The organism is Streptomyces megasporus (genome assembly GCF_000718985.1).
GTDB classification, from domain to species: domain Bacteria; phylum Actinomycetota; class Actinomycetes; order Streptomycetales; family Streptomycetaceae; genus Streptomyces; species Streptomyces megasporus.
This window is the reverse complement of the sequence record NZ_JODL01000024.1, coordinates 73,161-93,104: the sequence shown is the minus strand read 5'-3', so window position 1 is coordinate 93,104 and position 19,944 is coordinate 73,161. Positions and strand designations below refer to the sequence as shown.

At 74.5% G+C, this 19,944-nt stretch carries 20 protein-coding genes; 10 read left to right on the top strand and 10 right to left on the bottom strand.

From position 1 onward, the window contains the following. Positions 1–47 precede the first annotated feature (47 nt). The 3 genes from IF47_RS30305 to IF47_RS0119710 all read right to left on the bottom strand — a co-directional run bounded on the left by IF47_RS30305 (position 48) and on the right by IF47_RS0119710 (position 1,747). Positions 48–698, bottom strand: coding sequence for a peptidoglycan-binding domain-containing protein (locus tag IF47_RS30305; RefSeq protein WP_106982613.1), 651 nt, complete (start codon positions 696–698; stop codon positions 48–50). A gap of 290 nt (positions 699–988) precedes the next feature. Continuing rightward, positions 989–1,429, bottom strand: a complete 441-nt coding sequence (locus tag IF47_RS0119715; RefSeq protein WP_031510194.1) for a YchJ family protein — start codon at positions 1,427–1,429, stop codon at positions 989–991. A gap of 66 nt (positions 1,430–1,495) precedes the next feature. Continuing rightward, entirely contained in the window at positions 1,496–1,747 is a 252-nt protein-coding gene (locus IF47_RS0119710) for an acyl carrier protein (RefSeq protein ID WP_245641176.1), read from the bottom strand. A gap of 142 nt (positions 1,748–1,889) precedes the next feature. Here IF47_RS0119710 and ppk2 point away from each other — a divergent pair, with 142 nt between their 5' ends. Both ppk2 and IF47_RS0119700 read left to right on the top strand, forming a co-directional pair. Next, the gene (gene ppk2 / locus IF47_RS0119705) at positions 1,890–2,750 is read left to right on the top strand and encodes a polyphosphate kinase 2 (RefSeq protein WP_051717911.1); all 861 of its coding nucleotides are present in this window, start codon (positions 1,890–1,892) and stop codon (positions 2,748–2,750) included. A gap of 319 nt (positions 2,751–3,069) precedes the next feature. Then, a complete protein-coding gene (locus IF47_RS0119700; RefSeq protein WP_031510191.1) occupies positions 3,070–4,176 on the top strand; it encodes a CapA family protein in 1,107 nt (368 codons plus the stop codon). Positions 4,177–4,281: 105 nt separating this feature from the next. On the opposite strand, the gene IF47_RS0119695 is transcribed toward IF47_RS0119700, so the two are convergent. Then, complete coding sequence (locus tag IF47_RS0119695; RefSeq protein ID WP_031510189.1) at positions 4,282–4,965, bottom strand: ABC transporter ATP-binding protein; 684 nt, start codon at positions 4,963–4,965, stop codon at positions 4,282–4,284. Beyond that, a complete protein-coding gene (locus tag IF47_RS0119690; RefSeq protein ID WP_031510188.1) occupies positions 4,962–6,050 on the bottom strand; it encodes an ABC transporter permease in 1,089 nt (362 codons plus the stop codon). The genes IF47_RS0119695 and IF47_RS0119690 overlap by 4 nt, the downstream gene beginning before the upstream one ends. A gap of 174 nt (positions 6,051–6,224) precedes the next feature. Here IF47_RS0119690 and IF47_RS0119685 point away from each other — a divergent pair, with 174 nt between their 5' ends. Both IF47_RS0119685 and IF47_RS0119680 read left to right on the top strand, forming a co-directional pair. Further along, positions 6,225–7,451 carry a sensor histidine kinase gene (locus tag IF47_RS0119685; RefSeq protein WP_031510187.1) on the top strand — a complete coding sequence of 409 codons (1,227 nt, stop codon included), beginning with the start codon at positions 6,225–6,227 and terminating at the stop codon, positions 7,449–7,451. Beyond that, entirely contained in the window at positions 7,448–8,083 is a 636-nt protein-coding gene (locus tag IF47_RS0119680; RefSeq protein ID WP_031510186.1) for a response regulator, read from the top strand. The genes IF47_RS0119685 and IF47_RS0119680 overlap by 4 nt, the downstream gene beginning before the upstream one ends. A 110-nt stretch (positions 8,084–8,193) precedes the next feature. Here the strand turns inward: IF47_RS0119680 and IF47_RS0119675 are convergent, their stop codons facing one another. Further along, complete coding sequence (locus IF47_RS0119675; protein ID WP_031510185.1) at positions 8,194–8,745, bottom strand: 2'-5' RNA ligase family protein; 552 nt, start codon at positions 8,743–8,745, stop codon at positions 8,194–8,196. Positions 8,746–8,950: 205 nt separating this feature from the next. Here IF47_RS0119675 and IF47_RS0119670 point away from each other — a divergent pair, with 205 nt between their 5' ends. From IF47_RS0119670 to IF47_RS0119660, 3 genes are all read left to right on the top strand, one after another. Then, positions 8,951–9,934 carry a hydroxyacid dehydrogenase gene (locus IF47_RS0119670; protein ID WP_031510184.1) on the top strand — a complete coding sequence of 328 codons (984 nt, stop codon included), beginning with the start codon at positions 8,951–8,953 and terminating at the stop codon, positions 9,932–9,934. A gap of 171 nt (positions 9,935–10,105) precedes the next feature. Next, positions 10,106–10,669 (top strand): hypothetical protein, encoded by a 564-nt coding sequence (locus tag IF47_RS0119665; protein WP_031510183.1) that lies wholly within the window; start codon positions 10,106–10,108, stop codon positions 10,667–10,669. A gap of 195 nt (positions 10,670–10,864) precedes the next feature. Further along, complete coding sequence (locus IF47_RS0119660) at positions 10,865–12,325, top strand: aminotransferase class I/II-fold pyridoxal phosphate-dependent enzyme (protein ID WP_031510182.1); 1,461 nt, start codon at positions 10,865–10,867, stop codon at positions 12,323–12,325. 44 nt (positions 12,326–12,369) lie between these two features. On the opposite strand, the gene IF47_RS0119655 is transcribed toward IF47_RS0119660, so the two are convergent. Both IF47_RS0119655 and IF47_RS0119650 read right to left on the bottom strand, forming a co-directional pair. Beyond that, positions 12,370–12,909 (bottom strand): hypothetical protein, encoded by a 540-nt coding sequence (locus tag IF47_RS0119655; RefSeq protein WP_051717909.1) that lies wholly within the window; start codon positions 12,907–12,909, stop codon positions 12,370–12,372. A gap of 136 nt (positions 12,910–13,045) precedes the next feature. Then, positions 13,046–13,939, bottom strand: a complete 894-nt coding sequence (locus tag IF47_RS0119650; RefSeq protein ID WP_031510180.1) for a Vgb family protein — start codon at positions 13,937–13,939, stop codon at positions 13,046–13,048. A 256-nt stretch (positions 13,940–14,195) separates the two neighbouring features. Between IF47_RS0119650 and IF47_RS0119645 the strand changes: the two genes are divergently transcribed. After that, positions 14,196–14,837: a TetR/AcrR family transcriptional regulator gene (locus IF47_RS0119645; protein ID WP_031510179.1), complete on the top strand. Its 642-nt coding sequence runs from the start codon at positions 14,196–14,198 to the stop codon at positions 14,835–14,837. Positions 14,838–15,093: 256 nt separating this feature from the next. Beyond that, positions 15,094–15,954: a hypothetical protein gene (locus IF47_RS0119640; RefSeq protein ID WP_211257232.1), complete on the top strand. Its 861-nt coding sequence runs from the start codon at positions 15,094–15,096 to the stop codon at positions 15,952–15,954. Positions 15,955–16,112: 158 nt separating this feature from the next. On the opposite strand, the gene IF47_RS0119635 is transcribed toward IF47_RS0119640, so the two are convergent. After that, positions 16,113–17,183 (bottom strand): glycoside hydrolase family 5 protein, encoded by a 1,071-nt coding sequence (locus IF47_RS0119635; protein WP_051717906.1) that lies wholly within the window; start codon positions 17,181–17,183, stop codon positions 16,113–16,115. Between the two features lie 216 nt (positions 17,184–17,399). Between IF47_RS0119635 and IF47_RS0119630 the strand changes: the two genes are divergently transcribed. Continuing rightward, positions 17,400–17,846 carry an ATP-binding protein gene (locus IF47_RS0119630; RefSeq protein ID WP_051717903.1) on the top strand — a complete coding sequence of 149 codons (447 nt, stop codon included), beginning with the start codon at positions 17,400–17,402 and terminating at the stop codon, positions 17,844–17,846. A 102-nt stretch (positions 17,847–17,948) separates the two neighbouring features. On the opposite strand, the gene IF47_RS0119625 is transcribed toward IF47_RS0119630, so the two are convergent. Continuing rightward, a complete protein-coding gene (locus tag IF47_RS0119625; protein WP_031510175.1) occupies positions 17,949–19,556 on the bottom strand; it encodes a PucR family transcriptional regulator in 1,608 nt (535 codons plus the stop codon). Positions 19,557–19,944: the final 388 nt, after the last annotated feature.

Genomic DNA, 19,944 nt, shown 5'->3' with positions numbered 1-19,944 from the left:
CGCCCTGCCCCGCGCGCGGCGCGCGGCAGGGCGGGAACGGAACGGATCTAGGTGACCTCCTCCAGCCGGCGCCGCGTGTCGTCGCCGTACACGCCCTCCTCGTCGCCCCGGACGCCGTACCACTCCTGGAACCGGGCGACGGCACGGGCGAGTTCGTCGTCGTAGTGGCCGGTGACGGGCCCGTCGGGGTACATGTGCGGGACCGTCCTCAGCAGCCTCTGCAACTCCGCCACCGCCGGACCGCTGTCGCCCGGCCCCAGGACCCCGGGGGCCTCGGACGGCGACGGCCCGGAGGAGGGGACGGAGGCCGGCCGAGAGGTCGCCGGAGCGGTGGTCCGGGTCGGGGCCCCGGAGATCGAGGAGGCCGTCGCCGACGGCTCGGGAGCCCACGAGGGGGACGGGGAGGACGGCGGGGAGGGCGCCGGGGAAGTGTGCGGCAGGGGCGCGATCGGACCGATCGGCCCACGGGAATCGACGGGGGTCAGGACGCCGGAGGTCAGCAGCAGGGCGGCCAGGGCGGAGCCGATCGCCCCCGTGGTCAACAGCAGGGTGGCGGTGCGCGGACCGCGCCGGCCGCTCAGGAAGCCCGCGTGGGGGCGCGGGACGTCCGACCGCGCGGGGACGTCGGGGTCGGGAGCGCGCACCGGCCCGGAGGTCGGGGTGCGGAACGACGGTGCCGTATCGGGACGGGGCGCCACCCCCACCTCCTTGTCTCTCCACCCCCGCACGGAGGGCGTGCGAGGCCCGCGGCGCCACCACGGGCACCCCCGGGCCCGGACGTCGATCCGCACGGCTCCGCGTCGCAGAGTGCGCGTCCGCTCACGGATCGTCTCCGAAGGACGATACTCGCTTCCGGTCGTCCGGTAACCCGTCGTGCACGCGGTGGAGAAAGCCCTTTCCGCGAACGGGTGCCGGAGCCGGGCAACGGACGGGAGAGGGCGGCGAACGGTCGGTGGGGACGCGACGGGCGGGGACGGCGCGGGAGCCGTCAGACCGCGCCGCCCGCCGCGTCCAGGTACACCCAGGCCCCGGCGTGACGCACGAACCGGCTGTGCTCCTCCATCACCCCTTCGTCTCCCCGCTCGGCGTAGTGCGCGCGGAAGGCGACGGTGCCCTCGGTGTGGAACGGGCTGCCGCCGGTGGTGGCGAGGACCTCCAGGCGGAGCCACCGCGTCGCCGGATCCAACTCCAGGCCCTCCGGTCGGGTGTCCGGGTGCCAGGTGCGCAGCAGGTGGGCCCGGTCGCGGACGGCGAAGGCGCTGTAGCGCGAACGCATCAGCGCCTCGGCGGTGGGGGCGGGAGACGGCCCGTGGTGGTACCGGGCGCAGCAGTCGGCGTAGGAGGCGGGCAGCCCGCACGGGCAGGGCGAGGACGCGGTGACGGCGGGAGTGACGGGCGTGGGGCGCGGGCGCGGACGGCGTCGGGACATGCCCCCATGGTGCCCGCCGCACGGCGGACCGCGCGGCGGGGGTGGGGCGAGGGGCTCCGTGCGGCCCTACGCGGCGGCCGGCCCGGCGTCCTTCGTCGCGGCCAGTTGCACCAGGTAGTCGTGGCACTGGGCGGCGCGCTTGGAGTCCTCGTCCATGACCTTGCGGAAGAAGTCGGCGATCTCCTTCTTGCCGGCGTTCTCGGCGTCGCGGACGTACTGTCCGTAGTCGTGCCCGCCCTTGAGGGCGTGGTACTGAACCGAGATCAGGTCGTAGGCGACGTCGCTGAATCCCGTCTCTCCGGTTGCCATCTCGATCATCTCCGAAATCGGCTGACTGCACTGGCCGTGGTTTCCCGGGACGGCGCGGGGAAACAGCTTCCGGTGCGGTTCGCGGAATTCCCGGACGCCCGACCACCGACCGGAACGGGACGGGAACGGCCCGCGCACGGGAGGGAGAGGGATGCCACCGGAGGACCGAGGGGAGAGGGCGCGGCCCGCGCGCGACGACCGTCCGCCCCGCCTGCCCCGCCGGGTGTACGAGCGGGAACTGCGCCGGCTCCAGGAGGAACTGGTGGTCCTGCAGGAATGGGTGCGCTCCACCGGCACCCGGCTGGTCGTCGTCTTCGAGGGACGCGACGCCGCCGGCAAGGGCGGTATGATCAAACGCGTCACCGAGCACCTCAACCCGCGCGGAGCCCGCATCGTCGCCCTGCCCGCGCCCACCGAACGCGAGCGCACCCAGTGGTACTTCCAGCGCTACGTCGAGCACCTGCCGGCCGCGGGCGAGATGGTGTTCTTCGACCGCAGTTGGTACAACCGCGCCGGCGTCGAGCGCGTCATGGGGTTCTGCACCGAGGAGGAGCACGCGCGCTTCCTGCGCCAGTGCCCCGTCTTCGAGCGGCTGCTCGTCGAGGACGGCGTCCTGCTGCGCAAGTACTGGTTCTCCGTGAGCGACGAGGAACAGGAGCGGCGCTTCCGGGCCAGGATGGAGGACCCGGTCAAACGGTGGAAGCTGTCGCCGATGGACCTGGAGTCCCGTGCCCGCTGGGAGGCGTACTCGCGGGCGAAGGACGAGATGTTCGCCCACACCGACGTCCCCGAGTCCCCGTGGTACGTCGTCGAAGCGGACGACAAGCGCCGGGCGCGCGTCAACATGATCGCCCACCTGCTGTCCACCGTGCCCTACCACCGGGTCGAGCGACCCGAGCCGAACCTGCCGCCCCGCCCGCCGTCCACCGGGTACCGGCGCCCGCCGAAGGAGACGCAGACCCACGTCCCCGACCACGCCGCGTCGTTGCCGGGAGCGGACGGGACACGGTGACCGGAGAGAGGCCGGAGGAGTGACCGGGGGAGGAGCACGGTGCGGGCCGGGACCCTTGCCCGGCCCGCCCACGTGCGCCCAGGGGACGGGGGCACCGCCGGGCACACGGGCCGCCGGAAGGCCACCCGCTCCTCGCGGGCTCGCGAGGACGCGGTACGCGGCTTCGGGAACCGCTTCCCGCGTCCGCCGGCCGCCTCCGGGGCCACCACCAGGACACCACGCCGGCGCCCCCGGCCCTGGGGTCCATCGGCCCTTTCCGGCAGGGCCGAACGTCCTTCGCGCACGGCGATCCCGGCCGGAACGGCACTAGGCTGGAGGCATGCGCGGGGCGGTCACCCTGTTCCTCTGCGGCGACGTGATGCTCGGTCGCGGCGTCGACCAGATCCTCCCGCACCCCGGCGATCCACGGCTGCGGGAGGCGTACGTCCGCGACGCCCACGCCTACGTCGAACTGGCGGAGGCCGCGAACGGGCCGATCCCCTACCCGGTCGACCACACCTGGCCCTGGGGCGAGGCCCTGGAGACGCTCGACGAGGCCGCGCCCGACGCCCGGGTGCTCAACCTGGAGACCGGCGTCACCCGCTGCGACGACTTCGCGCCGGGCAAGGGCATCCACTACCGGATGGCCCCGGAGAACCTCCCCTGTCTCACGGCCGTCCGCCCCGACGTCTGCGTCCTGGCGAACAATCACGTCCTGGACTTCGGCCGCACCGGGCTGGAGGAGACCCTCGACGCGCTGGCGGGCGCGGGCGTGGCGACGGCGGGGGCCGGACGGAACGCCGTCGCGGCGCGTCGACCCGCGACCGTCCCCCTCGACGGCGACCGCCGGCTGTCGGTGTTCTCCGTCGGCATGCCCTCCAGCGGCATACCGCCCGGCTGGGCCGCGACCGACGACCGGGCGGGTGTGGAGGTGGTGGCCGAGCCGACACGGGCCGCCGCCGACGCGCTGACCGACCGGATACGACGGCTCCGGCGGCCGGGCGACGTGACCGTCGTCTCCGTCCACTGGGGCCCCAACTGGGGCTACCGGGTCTCCGGCGACGAGGTCCGCTTCGCGCACGCCCTGATCGACGGCGGTGTGAACGTCGTCCACGGGCACTCCTCGCACCACCCCCGCCCCCTGGAGACGTACCGGGACGGGCTCGTCCTCTACGGCTGCGGCGACCTGGTGAACGACTACGAGGGCATCGCCGGCTACGAGCGGTACCGGGACGACCTCCGACTGCTGTACCTGGTGCGGCTCGATCCGGACGGCCGTCCGGTCGGTGTCCGGATGGTGCCCTTCCAGTCCCGGCGGATGCGGCTGTGGCACGCCTCGGCGGAGGACTCCCGATGGCTGCGGGCCGTCCTGGACCGGGCCTGCCGGGAGCTCGGCGCGCGCGTCGACCGCGAACCGGGCGGCACGCTCGTCCTCCACCGGTCGTGAGCGGACGCGGCGCCGGCCCCATCTCGTGAGAAGCCCCGCGAGAAGCCCCGTGGCCCGCCTCGTGACTCGCCCCGTGACCCGCCTCGTGAGGAGCCCGGCCGGCGGTCAGGACACCGCGGCGGACGGGCGCAGCCGGCCGTCGCGCACCTCGACCGTCCGGTCGGCCACGGCCAGGTGGGAGCGGTCGTGGGTGACCAGCAGCGTCGCCGTGGCGTTCCGGCGGGCCAGTTCCGCGATCAAACCGACCACGGCCGCCCCGCTGTGGTGGTCCAGGGCGCTGGTGGGCTCGTCGACCAGCAGCACGGTGGGCTCGTTCATCAGGGCCCGGGCGATGTTGACGCGCTGCCGCTGACCTCCGGAGAGCCGGTGCGGGCGGTGGTCGGCCCGGTCGGCCAGCCCCACCGCGTCCAGCAGCTCCAGGGCCCGCGTCCGGGCCCGGCGCGGGGAACGGCCGACGAGGTGCGCCATCACCTGGAGTTGTTCGACGGCGGTGAGGGAAGGCAGGAGGTTGGGCTGCTGGAAGACGATGCCGATCCGCCGGCGCCGCAGCTCCGCCAGCTCGCCGCGGCCCATCCCGGTGGTGTCGGTGCCGTCGACGACGACGGTGCCGCTGTCGGGGCGGACGAGGGTGGCGGCGACGGCCAGCAGGCTGGACTTGCCGGAGCCGGAGGGCCCCACGACGGCGGTGAGTCCGCCTCTGGGGACGGTCAGCGACAGGTGGTCCAGAGCGGTCAGCCGGCCGTCGCCGTCCGGGTAGGTGAGGGTGATCCCGGTCAGTTCCAGGCTCATCGGACGCTCCCCAGGGCGGTCAGCGGATCGACGGAGACGACACGGCGCACGGCCAGGGCCGCCCCCAGCGCGCCGAGGGCGATCAGTACGGCGGCCGGACCCAGCATGGTGGCGGGCGTGAGGTCGAACGGCACGGCGGAGCCCGCGAGGGCGGCGCCGATCCCCACGGCGAGCGCGGTGCCGAGCAGGGTGCCGCCGACCAGCAGCACCAGCGCCTGACCGAGCGCGTCGCGCAACAGGGCGCCGGTGGAGGCGCCCAGGGCCTTCAGGACGGCGATGTCGCCGCCGCGCTGGATGGTCCACACGGTGAAGAACGCGCCGGTCACCAGGGCGGAGATGACGAACAGGAAACCGCGCATCAACTGGAGGGAGCCGTTCTCGGCGGCGTAGGAGCCGATCGCGGACAGCGAATCGTCCAGGGAGACCGTCTCGGTGCCGGCGCGGGCGTCGACGGCCGCCGGGTCGACACCGGGCCCGGTGTCCAGCGCGACGACGGTGGCCCGCTCGCCGTCGCCGGCCCCCGTGGGCGGCGCTACCCGTTGCCAGGCGCGCAAGGACGTCCAGACGACCGGCAGGTGGCCGAAGGAGGCGTCGCCGGACACGGCCGTCACCGTCAGCCGCAGGTCGCCCAGGGTGACGGTGCTTCCGGGCGCGGCGCCGAGTTCGTCGGCGGCCGTGGTGGAGAGCACCGCCCGTTCACCGTCGATCGGGCCCCCGCGGGGCGCCAGGGGGGAGTCGGGCGGCACGCCGAAGACGGACACCGAGGCGCTCCGGTCGTCCGCGCCGGCCTTGGCGGCGGAGATGCCCAGCGGCCAGGCGGCCTCCACACCGGGAGCCTCCTCCCACAGCCGCCACTGGTCCCGGGTGACGGCGGAGTCGGCGTAGGACGGGGACCGTCCGTCGGCGGGGGCGGAGAAGGCGATGTGGTCCGCGGGCAGCCCCGTGATCGCGGAGACGTTCTGCCGGGCCAGCCCGGCGGTCAGGCCCGACAACAGGCCGACCAACAGGGTGAGGAGCACGACGACGGCGCCCATCAGGGCGAACCGCCCCCTGGCGAACCGCAGGTCTCTCACGGCGACGAACATGTCCGGCCTGTCCTCCTCGTGGACGGGGATCGGGTGACGTCCGCAAGCCTCGCGGCGGGACCCCTCGCCGGGCATCGCCCGCATGGTTCCGTTTTCGCGCGCCGGAAGGAGGCGGCCCGGTTCAACCTTTCGATCGATGCCGGGCGGGGGACGGCTTCCTATGCTGGAACCGCTGTGAACATCCCCGCTCCCGCCCCCGCTCCCCGCGCCCTGATCCGGTGCGTGCACCTGCTGTTCGCGGGGCTCCTCGCTCTGACCGCCGGCCACGCGGTCCTCGCGGACGACCCCGACACGGCCGCGATCACGGCCCTGTGCGTGCTGCTGGGGGCCGGGTACGCGGCGCGTCCGCTGCTGCCGGCGGTCGGTCGGTCCGCGCCCGCCACGGGAGTGTGGCTGGGGGCCGTCGGCGTCCTGTGGGCGGCGCTGCTCGCCTCGACGGCCGACGGGGTGTGGCTGGCCTTCCCCCTGTTCTTCCTCCAGCTCCACCTGCTGTCGCCCCGTGCCGGAGTGGTGGCGGTCGGCGCCACGGCCGGCACCGCCATCGTCGCCTTCACCCTCCACCAGGGCTTCTTCAGCGCGGCCTCTGCCGTCGGGCCGGCCCTGGGCGCGGCCGTGGCCGTGGCCGTCGTCCACGGCTATCGGGCGCTGTACCGGGAGAGCGAGGCCCGGCGCCGACTGATCGAGGAGCTCACCGAGACCCGCGCGGACCTGGCGGCGGCCCAGCACACCGCCGGGGTCCTGGCCGAACGTGAACGCCTCGCCCGGGAGATCCACGACACCCTCGCCCAGGGCCTGTCGAGCATCCACCTGTTGCTGCGCGCCGCGGAACGGGCCCTTCCGCCGCGGGCCGACACCGCCGCCCGCCACGTCGAGCAGGCCCGTCGGGCCGCCGTCGACAACCTCGCCGAGGTCCGCCGTTTCGTCGCCGACCTCGCGCCGCCCGCCCTGGAGGGCACCACCCTGGCCGACGCGCTGGAGAGACTGTGCGACACCGTCGCCGACCGGCACGCCCTCCGAGTGCGCCTCACGACGACCGGCGAACCGACCCCGCTGCCCACCGCCTACGAGGTGGCGCTGCTGCGCGTCGCCCAGTCGGCGTTGTCCAACACCGCCCGCCACGCCCGCGCCCGCCACGTCGAGGTCACGCTCGACCGCGCGGACGACGCGGTGGTCCTCGACGTCGTCGACGACGGAACCGGCTTCGACCCCGCCGGCCTTCCCGCCGACCTCCCCGACCCCGCCGCCGGAGGGTTCGGGCTCGCCGCCATGCGCGCCCGGCTGCGCGAACTCGGCGGCACCCTGACCATCGAGTCGGCCCCCGGGGAGGGCACCGCCCTCTCCGCCCGGCTCCCGCTCGCCCCCGTGAGCGGGAGCCGGGAGACCGACGGGGCCCGCTCATGACCGACCGCCCCATCCGTCTCCTGATCGCGGACGATCACCCGGTGGTGCGGGCCGGGCTGCGCGCCGTCCTGGAGACCGAGCCCGACATCGAGATCGTCGCCGAGGCGGCCACCGCGGAGGAGGCCGTCGCCCTCGCCGTGGAGGGTGGCGTCGACGTGGTCCTGATGGACCTGCGGTTCGGCGGCGGCATGAACGGCGCCCAGGCCACCGCCGCCATCACCGCCCGTCCCGACGCGCCCCGCGTGCTGATCGTCACCACCTACGACACCGACGCCGACACCCTTCCCGCCATCGAGGCGGGCGCCACCGGCTACCTCCTCAAGGACGCCCCGCCCGAGGAACTCGCCGCGGCCGTGCGCACGGCCGCGGCCGGACGCACCACCCTCGCCCCCACGGTCGCCGACCGGCTCGTGAACCGCCTGCGCGCCCCCGCGACCGCTCTCAGCCGCCGGGAGACGGAAGTCCTGACCCTCGTCGCCGAGGGCCTGTCCAACCACGCCATCGCCGAGCGGCTCCACCTCAGCCAGGCCACCGTCAAATCCCACCTGGTGCACATCTACGCCAAGCTCGACGTCGAGTCGCGCACCGCCGCCGTCGTCGCGGCCACCCGCAAGGGGCTCATCCGCCCCTGAGGGACACGCCCCGCCGGGGCGCCCCTCGCGACCGCGGTGAACGCGGCGAGGTCGCCGAGGAGAACGGCGGGGGTGACGGCATCGAGGAGGACGCTCCGGCCGGCGGTCCGTCAGCCTGGTCGGTGCTCGCGCGGCGCCAAGGGCTCGACGGTGCGGGCGACGGAGTCGTAGCCGCGGGCGGCGACGAGGAGCCCCGGCAGCGGCGCGTGCGGAGGGACGGGCAGCAGCTCGGAGTCGGGGAGGTCCCACGAGACGCGGCGGGAGCGGCCGAGGGTGACGTGCGGCACCCACCGGCCGGGAGCGTGCAGCGGGTTCAGCCGGCCCACCCCCGGCGCCTCGGCCAGCGTCCGCCAGACCTCCTCGTGCAGGAGCAGCAGCTCGGGGTCCGGGCGGACGGCCCAGGCCAGCACCCGCACCCGTCCGGTGAACCGCACCAGCCCCGCCAGGCGGATCCGCACCGGCAGCGCCGTGCCCAGGAGTTCCTCCAGCCGTGCCCGCACCGCGTCCGGCAGCGCCTCGCCGACGGCCAGGGTGAGGTGGGGGCGGTTCGTCGGGTGGGGGTGCCCGGCCTGGCTCGGCAGCCCGGCCTCCGCCAGTCGGCGCCACGCCTCCCGCACGGCCCGGTCCGTCGCGTCGTCCGGAAGCAGTTCCACGGTGCGCACACGGTCAGCGTACGGCCGGGGCACGGGTCGCGTGCCGTGTCCGTGCCGTCGCCCTCGCCGTCCGGTCCGGTGCGGTGACGCTCGGACCGTTCCGGTCCGCCGGAACCCGGAAAGGATCCTTCCGCCCGGCCCCGACCAGAGGAGGAACCACGTGACGCGGACGACGCCCCGGACATCCCGCCGCCGCCCCGAGACGCTGCTGGTGATGGACCCCGGCACGCTGCGCACCCAGTTCGGCGAGACCGAGTGGACCAGGCTCCGCGCCACCGCCTCCCTCGGGGAACCGGCGGCCACCCACGAACTCGCCTCGCCCGCGGCGCGCGCGCGACTGGCCGAGACGGAGGTGCTGGTCACCTCCTGGGGCTGCCCCCCACTGGACGAGGAGGTGCTGCGCGCCGCCCCGAGACTGCGCGCCGTGCTGCACGCCGCCGGCAGCGTGCGTCACCATGTCGGCGACGCCGTCTTCGACCGCGGACTGCTGGTGACCACCGCGGCCGACGCCAACGCCGAACCTGTCGCCCGGTACACCCTCGCCGCGGTCCTGTGGGCGTTCAAGAAGGTGCCGTTCCTGGCCGCCGACGCCCGCCGCTTCCGCGACGACTGGGGCTACCGCGACCGCCACGGGGAGTTGAGCGGCGAGGACCGGACCGTGGCCCTGGTGGGCTTCTCCCGCGTCGGCCGCCGCGTCACGCGCCTGTTGGTCGAACTCGGCCTGGCCAGGGTGCTGGTCGTCGACCCCGTCGTCGACCCGGACGAGATCCGTCGGGCCGGAGCCGAACCCGTCACCCTGGCACGAGCGCTGCCCCGGGCCGACGTCCTGAGCCTGCACGCGCCCTCCCTCCCGCGGACCCGGCACATGATCGGCGCCGCCGAGATGGCCGCCCTGCCGCCCGGCGCCGTCCTGGTCAACACCGCGCGCGGCGCCCTGGTGGACACCGCCGCGTTGGAACGCGCCTGCGTCGAACGGGACCTGTACGCGATCCTGGACGTCACCGACCCCGAGCCGCTGCCGCCCTCCTCCCCGCTGTACGACCTGCCCAACGTGGTGCTCACCCCGCACGTCGCGGGCTCCCTGGGCTCGGAGACGCGGCGGATGGCCGCGTCGGCGCTGGAGGAGCTGGAGCGGTACGCGGCCGGGCTGCCGCCCCGTGCCTCCGTCACCCGACAGGCCCTGACGGTGCAGGCGTGACTCCCCGGCCCGCGCGACGGACACGGCGGCCGAAACCCCCATGAGGCGCGGCACGCGACCGGACCGGCGCGACACGTGATCGGTCGGGACCGAGGGGCGCTCTCTTCGAGCCTCTGGTATGCCTTGAATCCGGAGCAACCGGACAAAAGGCATAAAGCGATGGAGGACGCCGTGTACGAACGCCACACGCTTGCCCGCAGCCTGCACGACCTGGGGATGGGGGCGTGGTTCGGCGGTTCCCTGATGGGAGCCGTGGGCCTGAACGGCGCCGCACGCGAGTGGGACGACGAGAAGACCGGAAACAGGATCGCGAGCATCGGATGGGCGAAGTGGACCCCGGCCAACGGGGTGGCCATCGCCGCCCACCTCGTCGGCGCCGTGTCCCTGCTGGCATCCGACTTCTACCGAGTGGAGCACCAGCGGGGGGTGGGGGCGATGTCGGTGGCCAAGACCGCCATCACCGCCGCCGCCCTGGGGGCCACCGCCTACAGCCGGGTGCTGGGAAAGAAGATCGAGAAGGCGTCGTCGCCCGAGTCGGGGACGCCCGGCGGGACCGAGGAGCACCACAGGACCGTCGAGGACACCGAGCGGCAACTGCGCTGGGCGCAGTGGAGCATCCCCGTCCTGACCGGGGCGCTCACCGTCATCAGCGCCCTCGCCGGTGAGCAACAGCGCCCGTCGCAGCAGAAGATGGGCATGCTGGGCCGGGCCGCCGCACGCCTGGACCTGGACTGACGCGCCCGACGCGCCCGACGTGTCCCGTCCCGGCCGTCCGGGTCCCCGCGTTCGGCGACCCGGACGGCCGACCCCGGCCCTCTCCGTTTCGAGTCGCCGCGTGGGGTTATCCGGACCCCGAGAGGATTCCGCGTGCCCGACCGCCGGCCGGGCACGCGGGCACGTTTTCACGGCCGCCGTCCCGGGAGGTAGTCCATGGACCACTCGCGTGTGCCCGTTCTGGAGGCGCTGGAGGAGTTCCGGCGTCGGGGGGACGTGGTGTACGGGCCCCCCGGGCACAAGCAGGGCCGTGGCGTCGATCCCAGGGTCCTGGAGATCCTGGGGGAGGACCTCTTCCGCGCCGACGTCCTCTCCCTCAACGGCCTGGACGACCGCCGCCAGTCACAGGGGATCGTCAGCCAGGCGGAGGAGCTGATGGCGGACGCCGTCGGGGCCGACAAGGCGTTCTTCTCCACCTGCGGCAGCTCCCTGTCGGTCAAGACGGCCATGCTGGCCGTGGCCGGACCGGGCGAGAAGATGCTGATCTCGCGGAACGCCCACAAGTCCGTGATCGCCGCCGTCGTCGTCAACGGCGTGGACCCGGTGTGGGTGCACCCCAAGTTCGACGGTGAGCGGCACATGGCGCACCCCCCGGAGCCCGAGGACGTCCGGCGGGCCCTCGACGCCCACCCGGACGCCAAGGGGATGCTGCTGATCACCCCCACGGACTGGGGCACCTGCGCCGACATCCGCGGTGTCGCCGAGGTGTGCCACGAGCGCGACGTCGCCCTCATCGTCGACGAGGCGTGGGGAGCGCACCTGCCCTTCCACCCCGACCTGCCGGCGTGGGGCATGGACGTGGGGGCCGACCTGGTGGTCACCAGCGTCCACAAGATGGGCGGCGCCGTCGAGCAGAGCTCCGTCTTCCACCTCAAGGGCGACCGGATCTCGCCCGACGTCCTCAAACAGCGCGAGGACCTGCTGGGCACCACCAGCGCCTCCTCGCTGGTCTTCGCCACCCTCGACGGCTGGCGCCGCCAGATGGCGGAACAGGGACACGACCTGCTGGGCACGGCGCTGCGCCGCGCGGCCCGCGTCCGCGAGGCGATCGCGAAGACGCCCGGGCTGCGGCCGCTCGACCGGGAGGTCGTCGACGAGGGGCTGGCGGCGGAACTGGACCCGTTGAAGATCAGCATCGACGTACGGGAGTTGGGCATCAGCGGCATGCAGGCGGCCGAGTGGCTCCGCGCCGACCGCCACATCGACGTCGGCGCCGCCGACACCTGCCGGATCAACGCCCAGATCACCCACGCGGACGACGACCGGACCGAGGAACTGCTGGTCGAGTCGCTGCGGAAGCTGGTCGAGGGGGCCGACGCCATCGAGCGGCAGCCCCGGGTGAGGCTCCCCGAACCGCGGGCGCTGGAGCTGGAACAGGCGGTCCTGCCGCGCGAGGCGTTCCTCGGACCGGCCGAACGGGTCCCCGCGGAGAAGGCCGTCGGGCGCGTCGCCGCGGAGATGCTCAGCCCCTACCCGCCCGGTGTGCCGGCGGTGGCCCCGGGCGAGGTGATCACCACGGAGGTGGTGGAGTACCTGCGCAGCGGGGTCGCGGCGGGCATGCTGATCCCCGACGCAGCCGATCCCATGGTGGAGACCATCCGGGTGATGGCCCGCTGACCGTGCCCCGACCGTGCCGCCCGCGGGCCACCCGGTCCAGGAGGTCAGAGACCGTCCCCGAAGAGCAACTCGTAGGGCTCCGCACCGTCCACGTCCGCGATCGGCACGAAGTCCGGGGCGGTCGCGGCGGCTGCCTCTCGGAGCCGGGCCAGGACCTCCTCCGGAGGAGGGGGCACGGTGTCCAGGGCGGCCACCAGACGGCTTCGGCGCTCCTCGTAATCGGGGTGGTCCTCGCGCATCATGGCCGCCAACTCCTCCAGGGGGACGCCGGTGCCCGCGTCCTGCCAGTGGGGAAGGACGGCGATCAGCTCCACCGCCTCGACGAGATCCGCGGCGACCAGGGTGGCCCGCCCTTCGGAGTCGGCGTACAGCACCGGACGGCGCGCCGCGCCGGGCTCGCCGCACAGGAACCAGGTCCCCCCGGCCCCACAACCGGCCACCGGGTACAGCGGCACCCCGGTGGGGAGACGGAGGTCCTCCACCGGGTCCCGGCGGGCGATGTCGAAATCGCCGGGCCACACCAGCAGTTCCGCGAGCGCCGGATCGTTCTCGATCCGGCGCAGCAGGTCGTCCGATGCCGTCATGCCCGAAGCCAACAGCCTCCGAGACGGTTTCCGCAACCGATCGCCCCGGAGACCCCTCCGGGAGCCGGACGGGCGTCGCGCCCTCCTCGCGGCCGACCCACGTGTGGCGGGGCGCCGCGGCGCCCGAACCGACCCGTCACGGCTCCAGCCGGGCGATCTCCCCGATCTCCAGCGCGACATAGAGGGCGCCGTCGGGCCCGAAGGCCAGACCGTGCGGCTCGGAGGCGGGGACCGGCAGGTCGTACTCCTCGAGACGGCCGTCGGGGGCGATGGCCCCGACACGGCCCGCACCCCACTCGGTGAACCACAGGGTGCCGTCGGGTCCGGCCGTGATGGCGTGGGGCCGGCAGGCGCGGTCGGGGAGGACGAACTCCTCGACGCGGCCGTCGGGGGTGACGCGGCCGACCAGGCCGGCACCGATCCCCGTGAACCAGAGCGCCCCGTCCGCGCCGCACGCGATGCCGACCGGCGCGGTGCCCTCGGTGGGCAGGGGGTGGACCGTGACGTCCCCGTCGAGGGAGATCCGGCCGATCGCGTCCGCCTGGTTGAGGGTGAACCACAGCGCCCCGTCGGGGCCGGTTGTGACGGCCGAGGGGAAGGAACCGGCGACGGGCAGCGGGAACTCCGTCATCCGCCCGTCGGGGGTGACGCGGCCGATCCGGTCGGTGCGGGTCTGGGTGAACCACAGCGCGCCGTCCGCGCCGCCCACGATGCCGTACGGGCCGCTGTCCGGGGAGGGGACGGGGAACGAGTCGGCCCGTCCGTCCGTGGTGAGGCGCCCGATCCGGCCGTCCTGGTACCGGGTGAACCACAGCGCCCCGTCGGGGCCGGGGGTGATCACGGTCGGTCCGCAGGTGTCGGAGTCGAGCCGGTGGACGTCGAGCCGGCCGTCGGGCGTCAGGCGGGCGATCCGCCCGGCGTGGACCATCGTGAACCACAGCGCGCCGTCCGCGCCGGCGGCGATGGAGTAAGGGCCGGACGCGGGGTCGGGGACGGCTGTCCGCTCGACGGAGACGGTACGGCGGGTCATGCGGGCTCCTTCTCGGGGGCGGGAACGGTGCTCTCCCGTTCGGTGCGGTGGCGAGGGGGACGCCGGGCGCGGCAGGACAGGGCGGTGATCCGCGTGGTCGTGCACGGCCTCCGAGGCGTTCGGGAGCAGGGCGGTCGGCAGGAGCCGGGAGGCGGGGGGGAACGCCTTGGAAGAGCACGACCGACTCCTTAAAGCAACAACAGTTGCTTTACCATGCTCCCATGGCCCCATCCATCCGAGCAATCCGCTTTCCCGCATGACTCCCGGGGCCACCGCGGCCGGTCCGGACCCGGACGACGCCGGTCGGCCGGCACCGTCCCGCCGTCCGGGAGGCCGCAGCGCCCGCGTCCGTGCGCGGGTCCTCGACGCGGTCCGCGCGCAACTGGTGGAACACGGCTACGACGGGCTGACCGTGGACGCCGTCGCCGCCCGCGCGGGCGTGCACCGCACCACGGTCTACCGGCGCTGGCGCGACGTCGGCGGCCTGCTCGCCGACGTCCTCGACGCGGCGGGCGACGACGACTGGCGCCCCGAGGACACCGGCGGTCTGGAGAGCGACCTGGTAGCGCTGAACCGCGAGGTCCACGCGGCCCTGACGGAACGGCCGTCGATCACCGCGGCCCTGATCGCCGCCTCGTTCCGCTCCACGGAGGCCGCCGACGCCCTGCGGCGCTTCTGGGAGGACCGGTACGCGCGCTGCGAGGTCGTCGTCCACCGCGCGGTGCGGCGCGGGGAGGTCCCGGCGGACACCGACGCGCGCGGCCTGCTCGTCGCCGCCACCGCGCCGCTCTACCACCGGCTGGTGCTCCTGCGCACGCCGCCCGACCCCCGCCTGCCCGAGGACGCGGCCCGCGCCGCCGCCCTCGCCGCGGCGGCCGGGGCCTTCGTCGGGCCGTAGGGCGGCACGGCCGGCGGCGGGCCGTGCCGCCCCGCTCGCGCGGTAGCCTGGAGTGCGTCCCCGACATCGCCGGGGCGGGCCGGAGAACGGCCGACCGCCGGACCGTCACCGACCGCCGGCCCCGCGACCGAAGCCTCCGCAGCGCGGGGAGGGTCCATGACACCACCGCGGCCGGGTACGGCGCGCAGGCATCCGGGCGGCGTCCCCGGTCTCGACCGGGCTCGCCGGAACGGCGGGACACGCGAGCGGGGCTGACATGGGCGAGTGGTTCCGGCACACCGTCGTGGACACCGGCAGGCTGCCCCTGTTCTGCTTCTTCACCGCCATGATCGTCGGCTTCGCGTTCATCCGCTTCTCGACCCGGATGATCAGGGCGGGGGTCTCCTGGTGGCCGGGGAACGTCACCCCCGGTGGCATGCACATCCACCATGTGGTGTTCGGCGTGGTGATGATGCTGCTCGGCGGCGTGGTCGGCTTCGCCGTCCCGGACGACCTGCCCGGTTGGCGGGCCGCCGCCGCGGCGCTGTTCGGCGTCGGATCGGCGCTCGTCCTGGACGAGTTCGCCCTGATCCTGCGGCTGCGTGACGTCTACTGGTCGCAGGAGGGACGGCTGTCGGTCGAGGCGGTGTTCGTCGCGCTCGCGATGATCGGACTGTTGTTGATCGGGGAGCGGCCGGTCTTCGTGAGCGACTTCATGGAGGCGGCGGGCGAGGGCGGCGTGGAGCGGTGGGCCCTGGGCTTCGCGCTGGCCGCCTTCAACGCCGTCCTGGCCGGCGTCACCCTGTTCAAGGGCAAGTTCTGGACCGGCTTCTTCGGCCTGTTCTTCCCGATCCTCCTGTTGGTGAGCGCGGTGCGGCTCTCCCGGCCGAACGCCCCCTGGGCGCGGTGGCGCTACCACCGGCCCGGCGTCCGGCCGAGCCGCAAGCTGGAGCGGGCGAACCGGCGCGAGCGTCGGGTGCGCGAGCCGCTCGCACGGCTGGCGGACCGGCTCTCGGACCTGATCGCCGGCCGCCCCGACCCCGGCGACACGGGTGGGGACGACGGTGTCCCGCCGGGCGGCACGGCCGCGGGACGCCCGGCGGCCGGTGAGAAGAGGACCGCCGACCGTCCGCGCTGAACACCGCTCCCGGCCGGGAGGCCGACCGGGGAACCCGCCTTCACGCCTCCTCGACGGCTCCCCGGTGGTCCGGCCCGGCGCCTGTGCCCGGTGTGCCGTGTCCGAGCCGGGGAGGGGGCCGGGGAGGGGGCCGGACACGGCACATCCGGACGGAGCGGTCAGAAGTCGTCGGGCGTGCGGATCCGGTCGCGGATCCACACCCCGGCCTCCTTGAGGACGGAGGTGCCCGCCCAGACGGAGTCCGCCGCGCAGGTGCCCTGCCGGAAGACGGCGCCGGAGCGGTGGTCGTCGGAGAAGTTCCAGTTGACCCAGCCGATCTTCTTCCGGGCCATCAGATCCAGATACCGCTGCGCCATGGCGAAGTCGTTCGGGCCCTCGCCCGCGTAGTCCTGCGTGCCGAACTCGGTGACGAACACGGGAAGTCGGTCGGCCGCGCGGGAGAGCGTCTCCAGATACGCCTCACGGTGCGAGGCGGCGTAGAAGTGGAACGTGTACATGATGTTGGAGGCGCGCACGGGATCGTTCACCACCTCCCACTCCCCCGAGCCCTCGGAGACGCCGAACGAGGACCAGGCGCGCGTGCCGACCAGCACCACGCCGTCGGGGTCCTGGGCGCGGACGACCGGGATGATCCGCTCGGCGTAGTCCCTGATGCGGGACCAGCTCACGCCGTTGGGCTCGTTGGCGATCTCGTAGAGGACGTTGGGCTTGTCCCCGTGGCGCCGCGCGATCTCGGTGAAGAAGGTCCTGGCGCGGTCGAGGTTGTGGTGCGGGTCGCCGGGGCTGAGCATGTGCCAGTCGACGATCACGTACAGGCCGCGGTCCGTGGCCTGCTCGACGATCCGGTGGACGAGGTCGGTGAACTTCCGGGGATCCGTCTCGTAGCCGCCCTCCTGGACGTAGGTGGACACCCGGAGCACGTCCGCGCGCCAGTCGCCGGCGAGGGCGTCCAGGGAACGGTCGGTGACGCAGTGGGCGTACCACTGGGTGCCGTGGGTGCTCATCCCGCGCAACTGCACCGCTCTGCCGTGGCTGTTGCAGAGCCGGGTGCCGCAGACGGCGAGCCGGCCGTTGGCGGCGACCGGCGAACCGGGCGGTGCGGCGGCCTCGCCGGCGCCGGCCCCGGAAGCGGCCGTGGCGGTGGGGGAGGGTCCGAGGAGGGCGGTGGAGACGAGTGCCGCGACGGTGGCCAGCAGGCGCTTGGCACGTGTCCGTGGGGAAGCGGGCATCGCTGATGCTCCTTGCCGAAGGTGGGGGAGGAGTGCTTCGGACAGCCGACAGAAAAGCGTTAGGAACCTTTCCTGTCAATGGGGTGGTCGGAAACCGTGTGCTCTCTCTCGGTGAACCTCCCCGACGCATGACGGGGACGGAGGGGGGTACACGGACGGGTGTCCGCGCGAAATATCCGGAGAACAGCGGGCACGGGGGCAGGGAACATGGATCGGATGACGCTGGACGACGCGTGCGAGTCGGCATCCACGGACCCGCGACTGCGGGCCGGTGCCGCCTATGACGGTGAACCGGGCTCCATCGCGGACGCACGGCGGTTCGCCACCGGCTTCCTGACCAGGGCGGGCACCCTGCACGGCTTCCCCGTCTCACGGGAGACGATCGATACGACCCGACTGGTCGTGAGCGAGCTGGTGACCAACGCGTGCAAGTACGCCCCCGGCCCCTGCGTGCTGGACTTGGAGCTGTCCGAACAGGTCCTGGAGATCACGGTCTGGGACGCCAATCCCAGGCTGCCGATCACCCGTGCCGCGGAGCCGGGCCGGGTCGGCCAGCACGGCCTGGAGATCGTGCTCTCGCTCTGTGAGGGCTTCGACGTCCGTCGGGACCCGGTCGGCAAGCGGATCAAGGTCCGGATCGCCGTGACGCCCGCCGGCGACTGACGGCCCGTCGGGCGGGGGCGCGGCCACGTCCCCTGACACCGTGTCGGCGGCGGCCGGCGGGCGCCGATCGCCCACTCGACGGCGGGCTCGACGGCGGGGCCCTCACTCCAGAGCGGCGAGCTGCAGTCTCAGGGCGAGCCGCACACGCGGCGAGGACAGGTCCATGGGGGCCACCTCGCCGAGCCTGCGCAACCGGTAGCGCAGGGTGTTGGGATGGACTCGCAAGTCCCGCGCCGCCCGCTGGGGGTCGCCGTAGTGGTCCAGCCAGGCCGTGAGAGTGGCCAGGTAGGAGGTGCCGTGGGCCCGATCGTGGTCCCGCAGCGCCGCGAGCGGGCTGCCCGACAGGCCGGTCCCGGCCCCGACCGCGACGCGGGCCCGCTCGACCACGACGGCGTCCCAGACGTCCTCCAGCACGACGACCCCGGCCCTGGCGAGATCGGGAGCCTGCCGCCCGGCGTCGAGCAACCGGCCCACCTCGGCGGCCTCGGTCCGCGAGCGCGGCAACTCGGCCGTCGAGCGGGCGAGCCCGCCGACCGCCGCGCGGAGACCGTCGTCGTGCGAACGCGTTCGGTCCAGCACGTTCCGCAACCAGGCCAACGAGCCGGGATCGTCGGCTCCGAGAGCCTCGCCCCGACCCGGAGGGGCCTCGGTGAACACCCCGAACAGCAGGCCGTCGAGATCGGTGAGCAGCGGTCGGTGCCAGCCGAACCGGCGCGCCACCGACTCCCACACCTCCAACCGTCCCCGCACGTCCGGTTCCTCGCCGGCGCCCGTCAGCCGCGCCACGCGCCACGGTCCCGGCGGCAGCGCGGGCGCACCGCCGGCGGGGAGACCGTCCAACTCCCCGGTGCCGCCGCGCAGCGCCGTGCGCAGGGCCCCGGCCGTCAACCGCCGGGCGATGTCGGACTCCGCCCGCAGCCGGAGCAGGTGGAGGGCGAGGACGGACGCGATGTCGGTGAGCCGGCGGACGCGGTCGGCCGGCACGGGCCCGCGGACCACCGCCCAGATCGAGCCGAGCCACTCGCCGCCGGCCCGCACCGGGACGACCAGCCGCGGCAGCGTCCCGTCGGGACCCGCCGGGGCCAGGACGGGATCGTCGGAGCGCGCCAGCCTGCGGAAGACTCCGGCCGCGCGGTAGTGGGCGAGGACGTGCGGGGGCACCCGCCGCCCCACGATGGTCGACATCCGCGCCGAATCGGTCGCGTCCTGCCGGGTCGAGTAGGCCAGGACCCTGGAGCGGGTGTCCTCGATCGTCACCGGCGCGTCGACGACCTGCGCCGCGGTGTCGGCCAGCGCGAACAGGTCGCCATGCGACCCCCACGCGTCCGGGGCCGCGACGCCCGGGGCCGACGCGCGGTCGATGACCCCCCGCAGCAGCCACACCAGATGGGCCCAGGAGACGTGCGGCTGGAGTTCGGCGAGCGCGGTGCCCGAACGGCGGGCGGCGTCGACGACGTGCGGGTCCCCGGCCAGGTGGGCCCGCACCACCACACCCGCCGCCCCGGCGTCCGCCGCGCCGTCCAGGAGCGCGACGGCCGCCGCCGCGTCGGTCAGGCCGATGCCCAGGACGAGTTCGCCGGGCCGCCCCGCGCTGTCGCCGTCACCCGGCTCGGCCAGGACGACGTCGTGGACGTCCGTCCCCGCCCCCGCGACGACCACCCGGAGCAGCCCGGCGCCCAGGGACTCCGCCAGGTCGGTGACGGTGATCACGACAGGTCCCGATCGGCCGCCGCCCGGTGGGCGTCGCCCACGGCGGTGCGACACACCGAGCGGGGCGCGGAACAGGACACGGAGGAGGTGCGCATGGTCCTCATCGTGCCGTGTGGGTCCGCGTGCGCCGAACCGCCCCTCACCGTCTCCCGCTCCGAATCTCCCGCTCCGGACGGTCATCCGGTGGGGGCGACGGCCCCGGCGAACGGTACCGTCACGGTGACGGTCGCCGGAACCCGCGTCGGCGCCGGGACCGGGCCGACCGCCACGGTCGGGGCCGGACCCGCGCGGGGGCGCTCCGACGGGCCGGCGGGCACGGGGACTACACCCCGCGTACCGGCGAAAATGGGGCCTGTCACCCATGGCCACGGACCGGTTTTCCGACCAG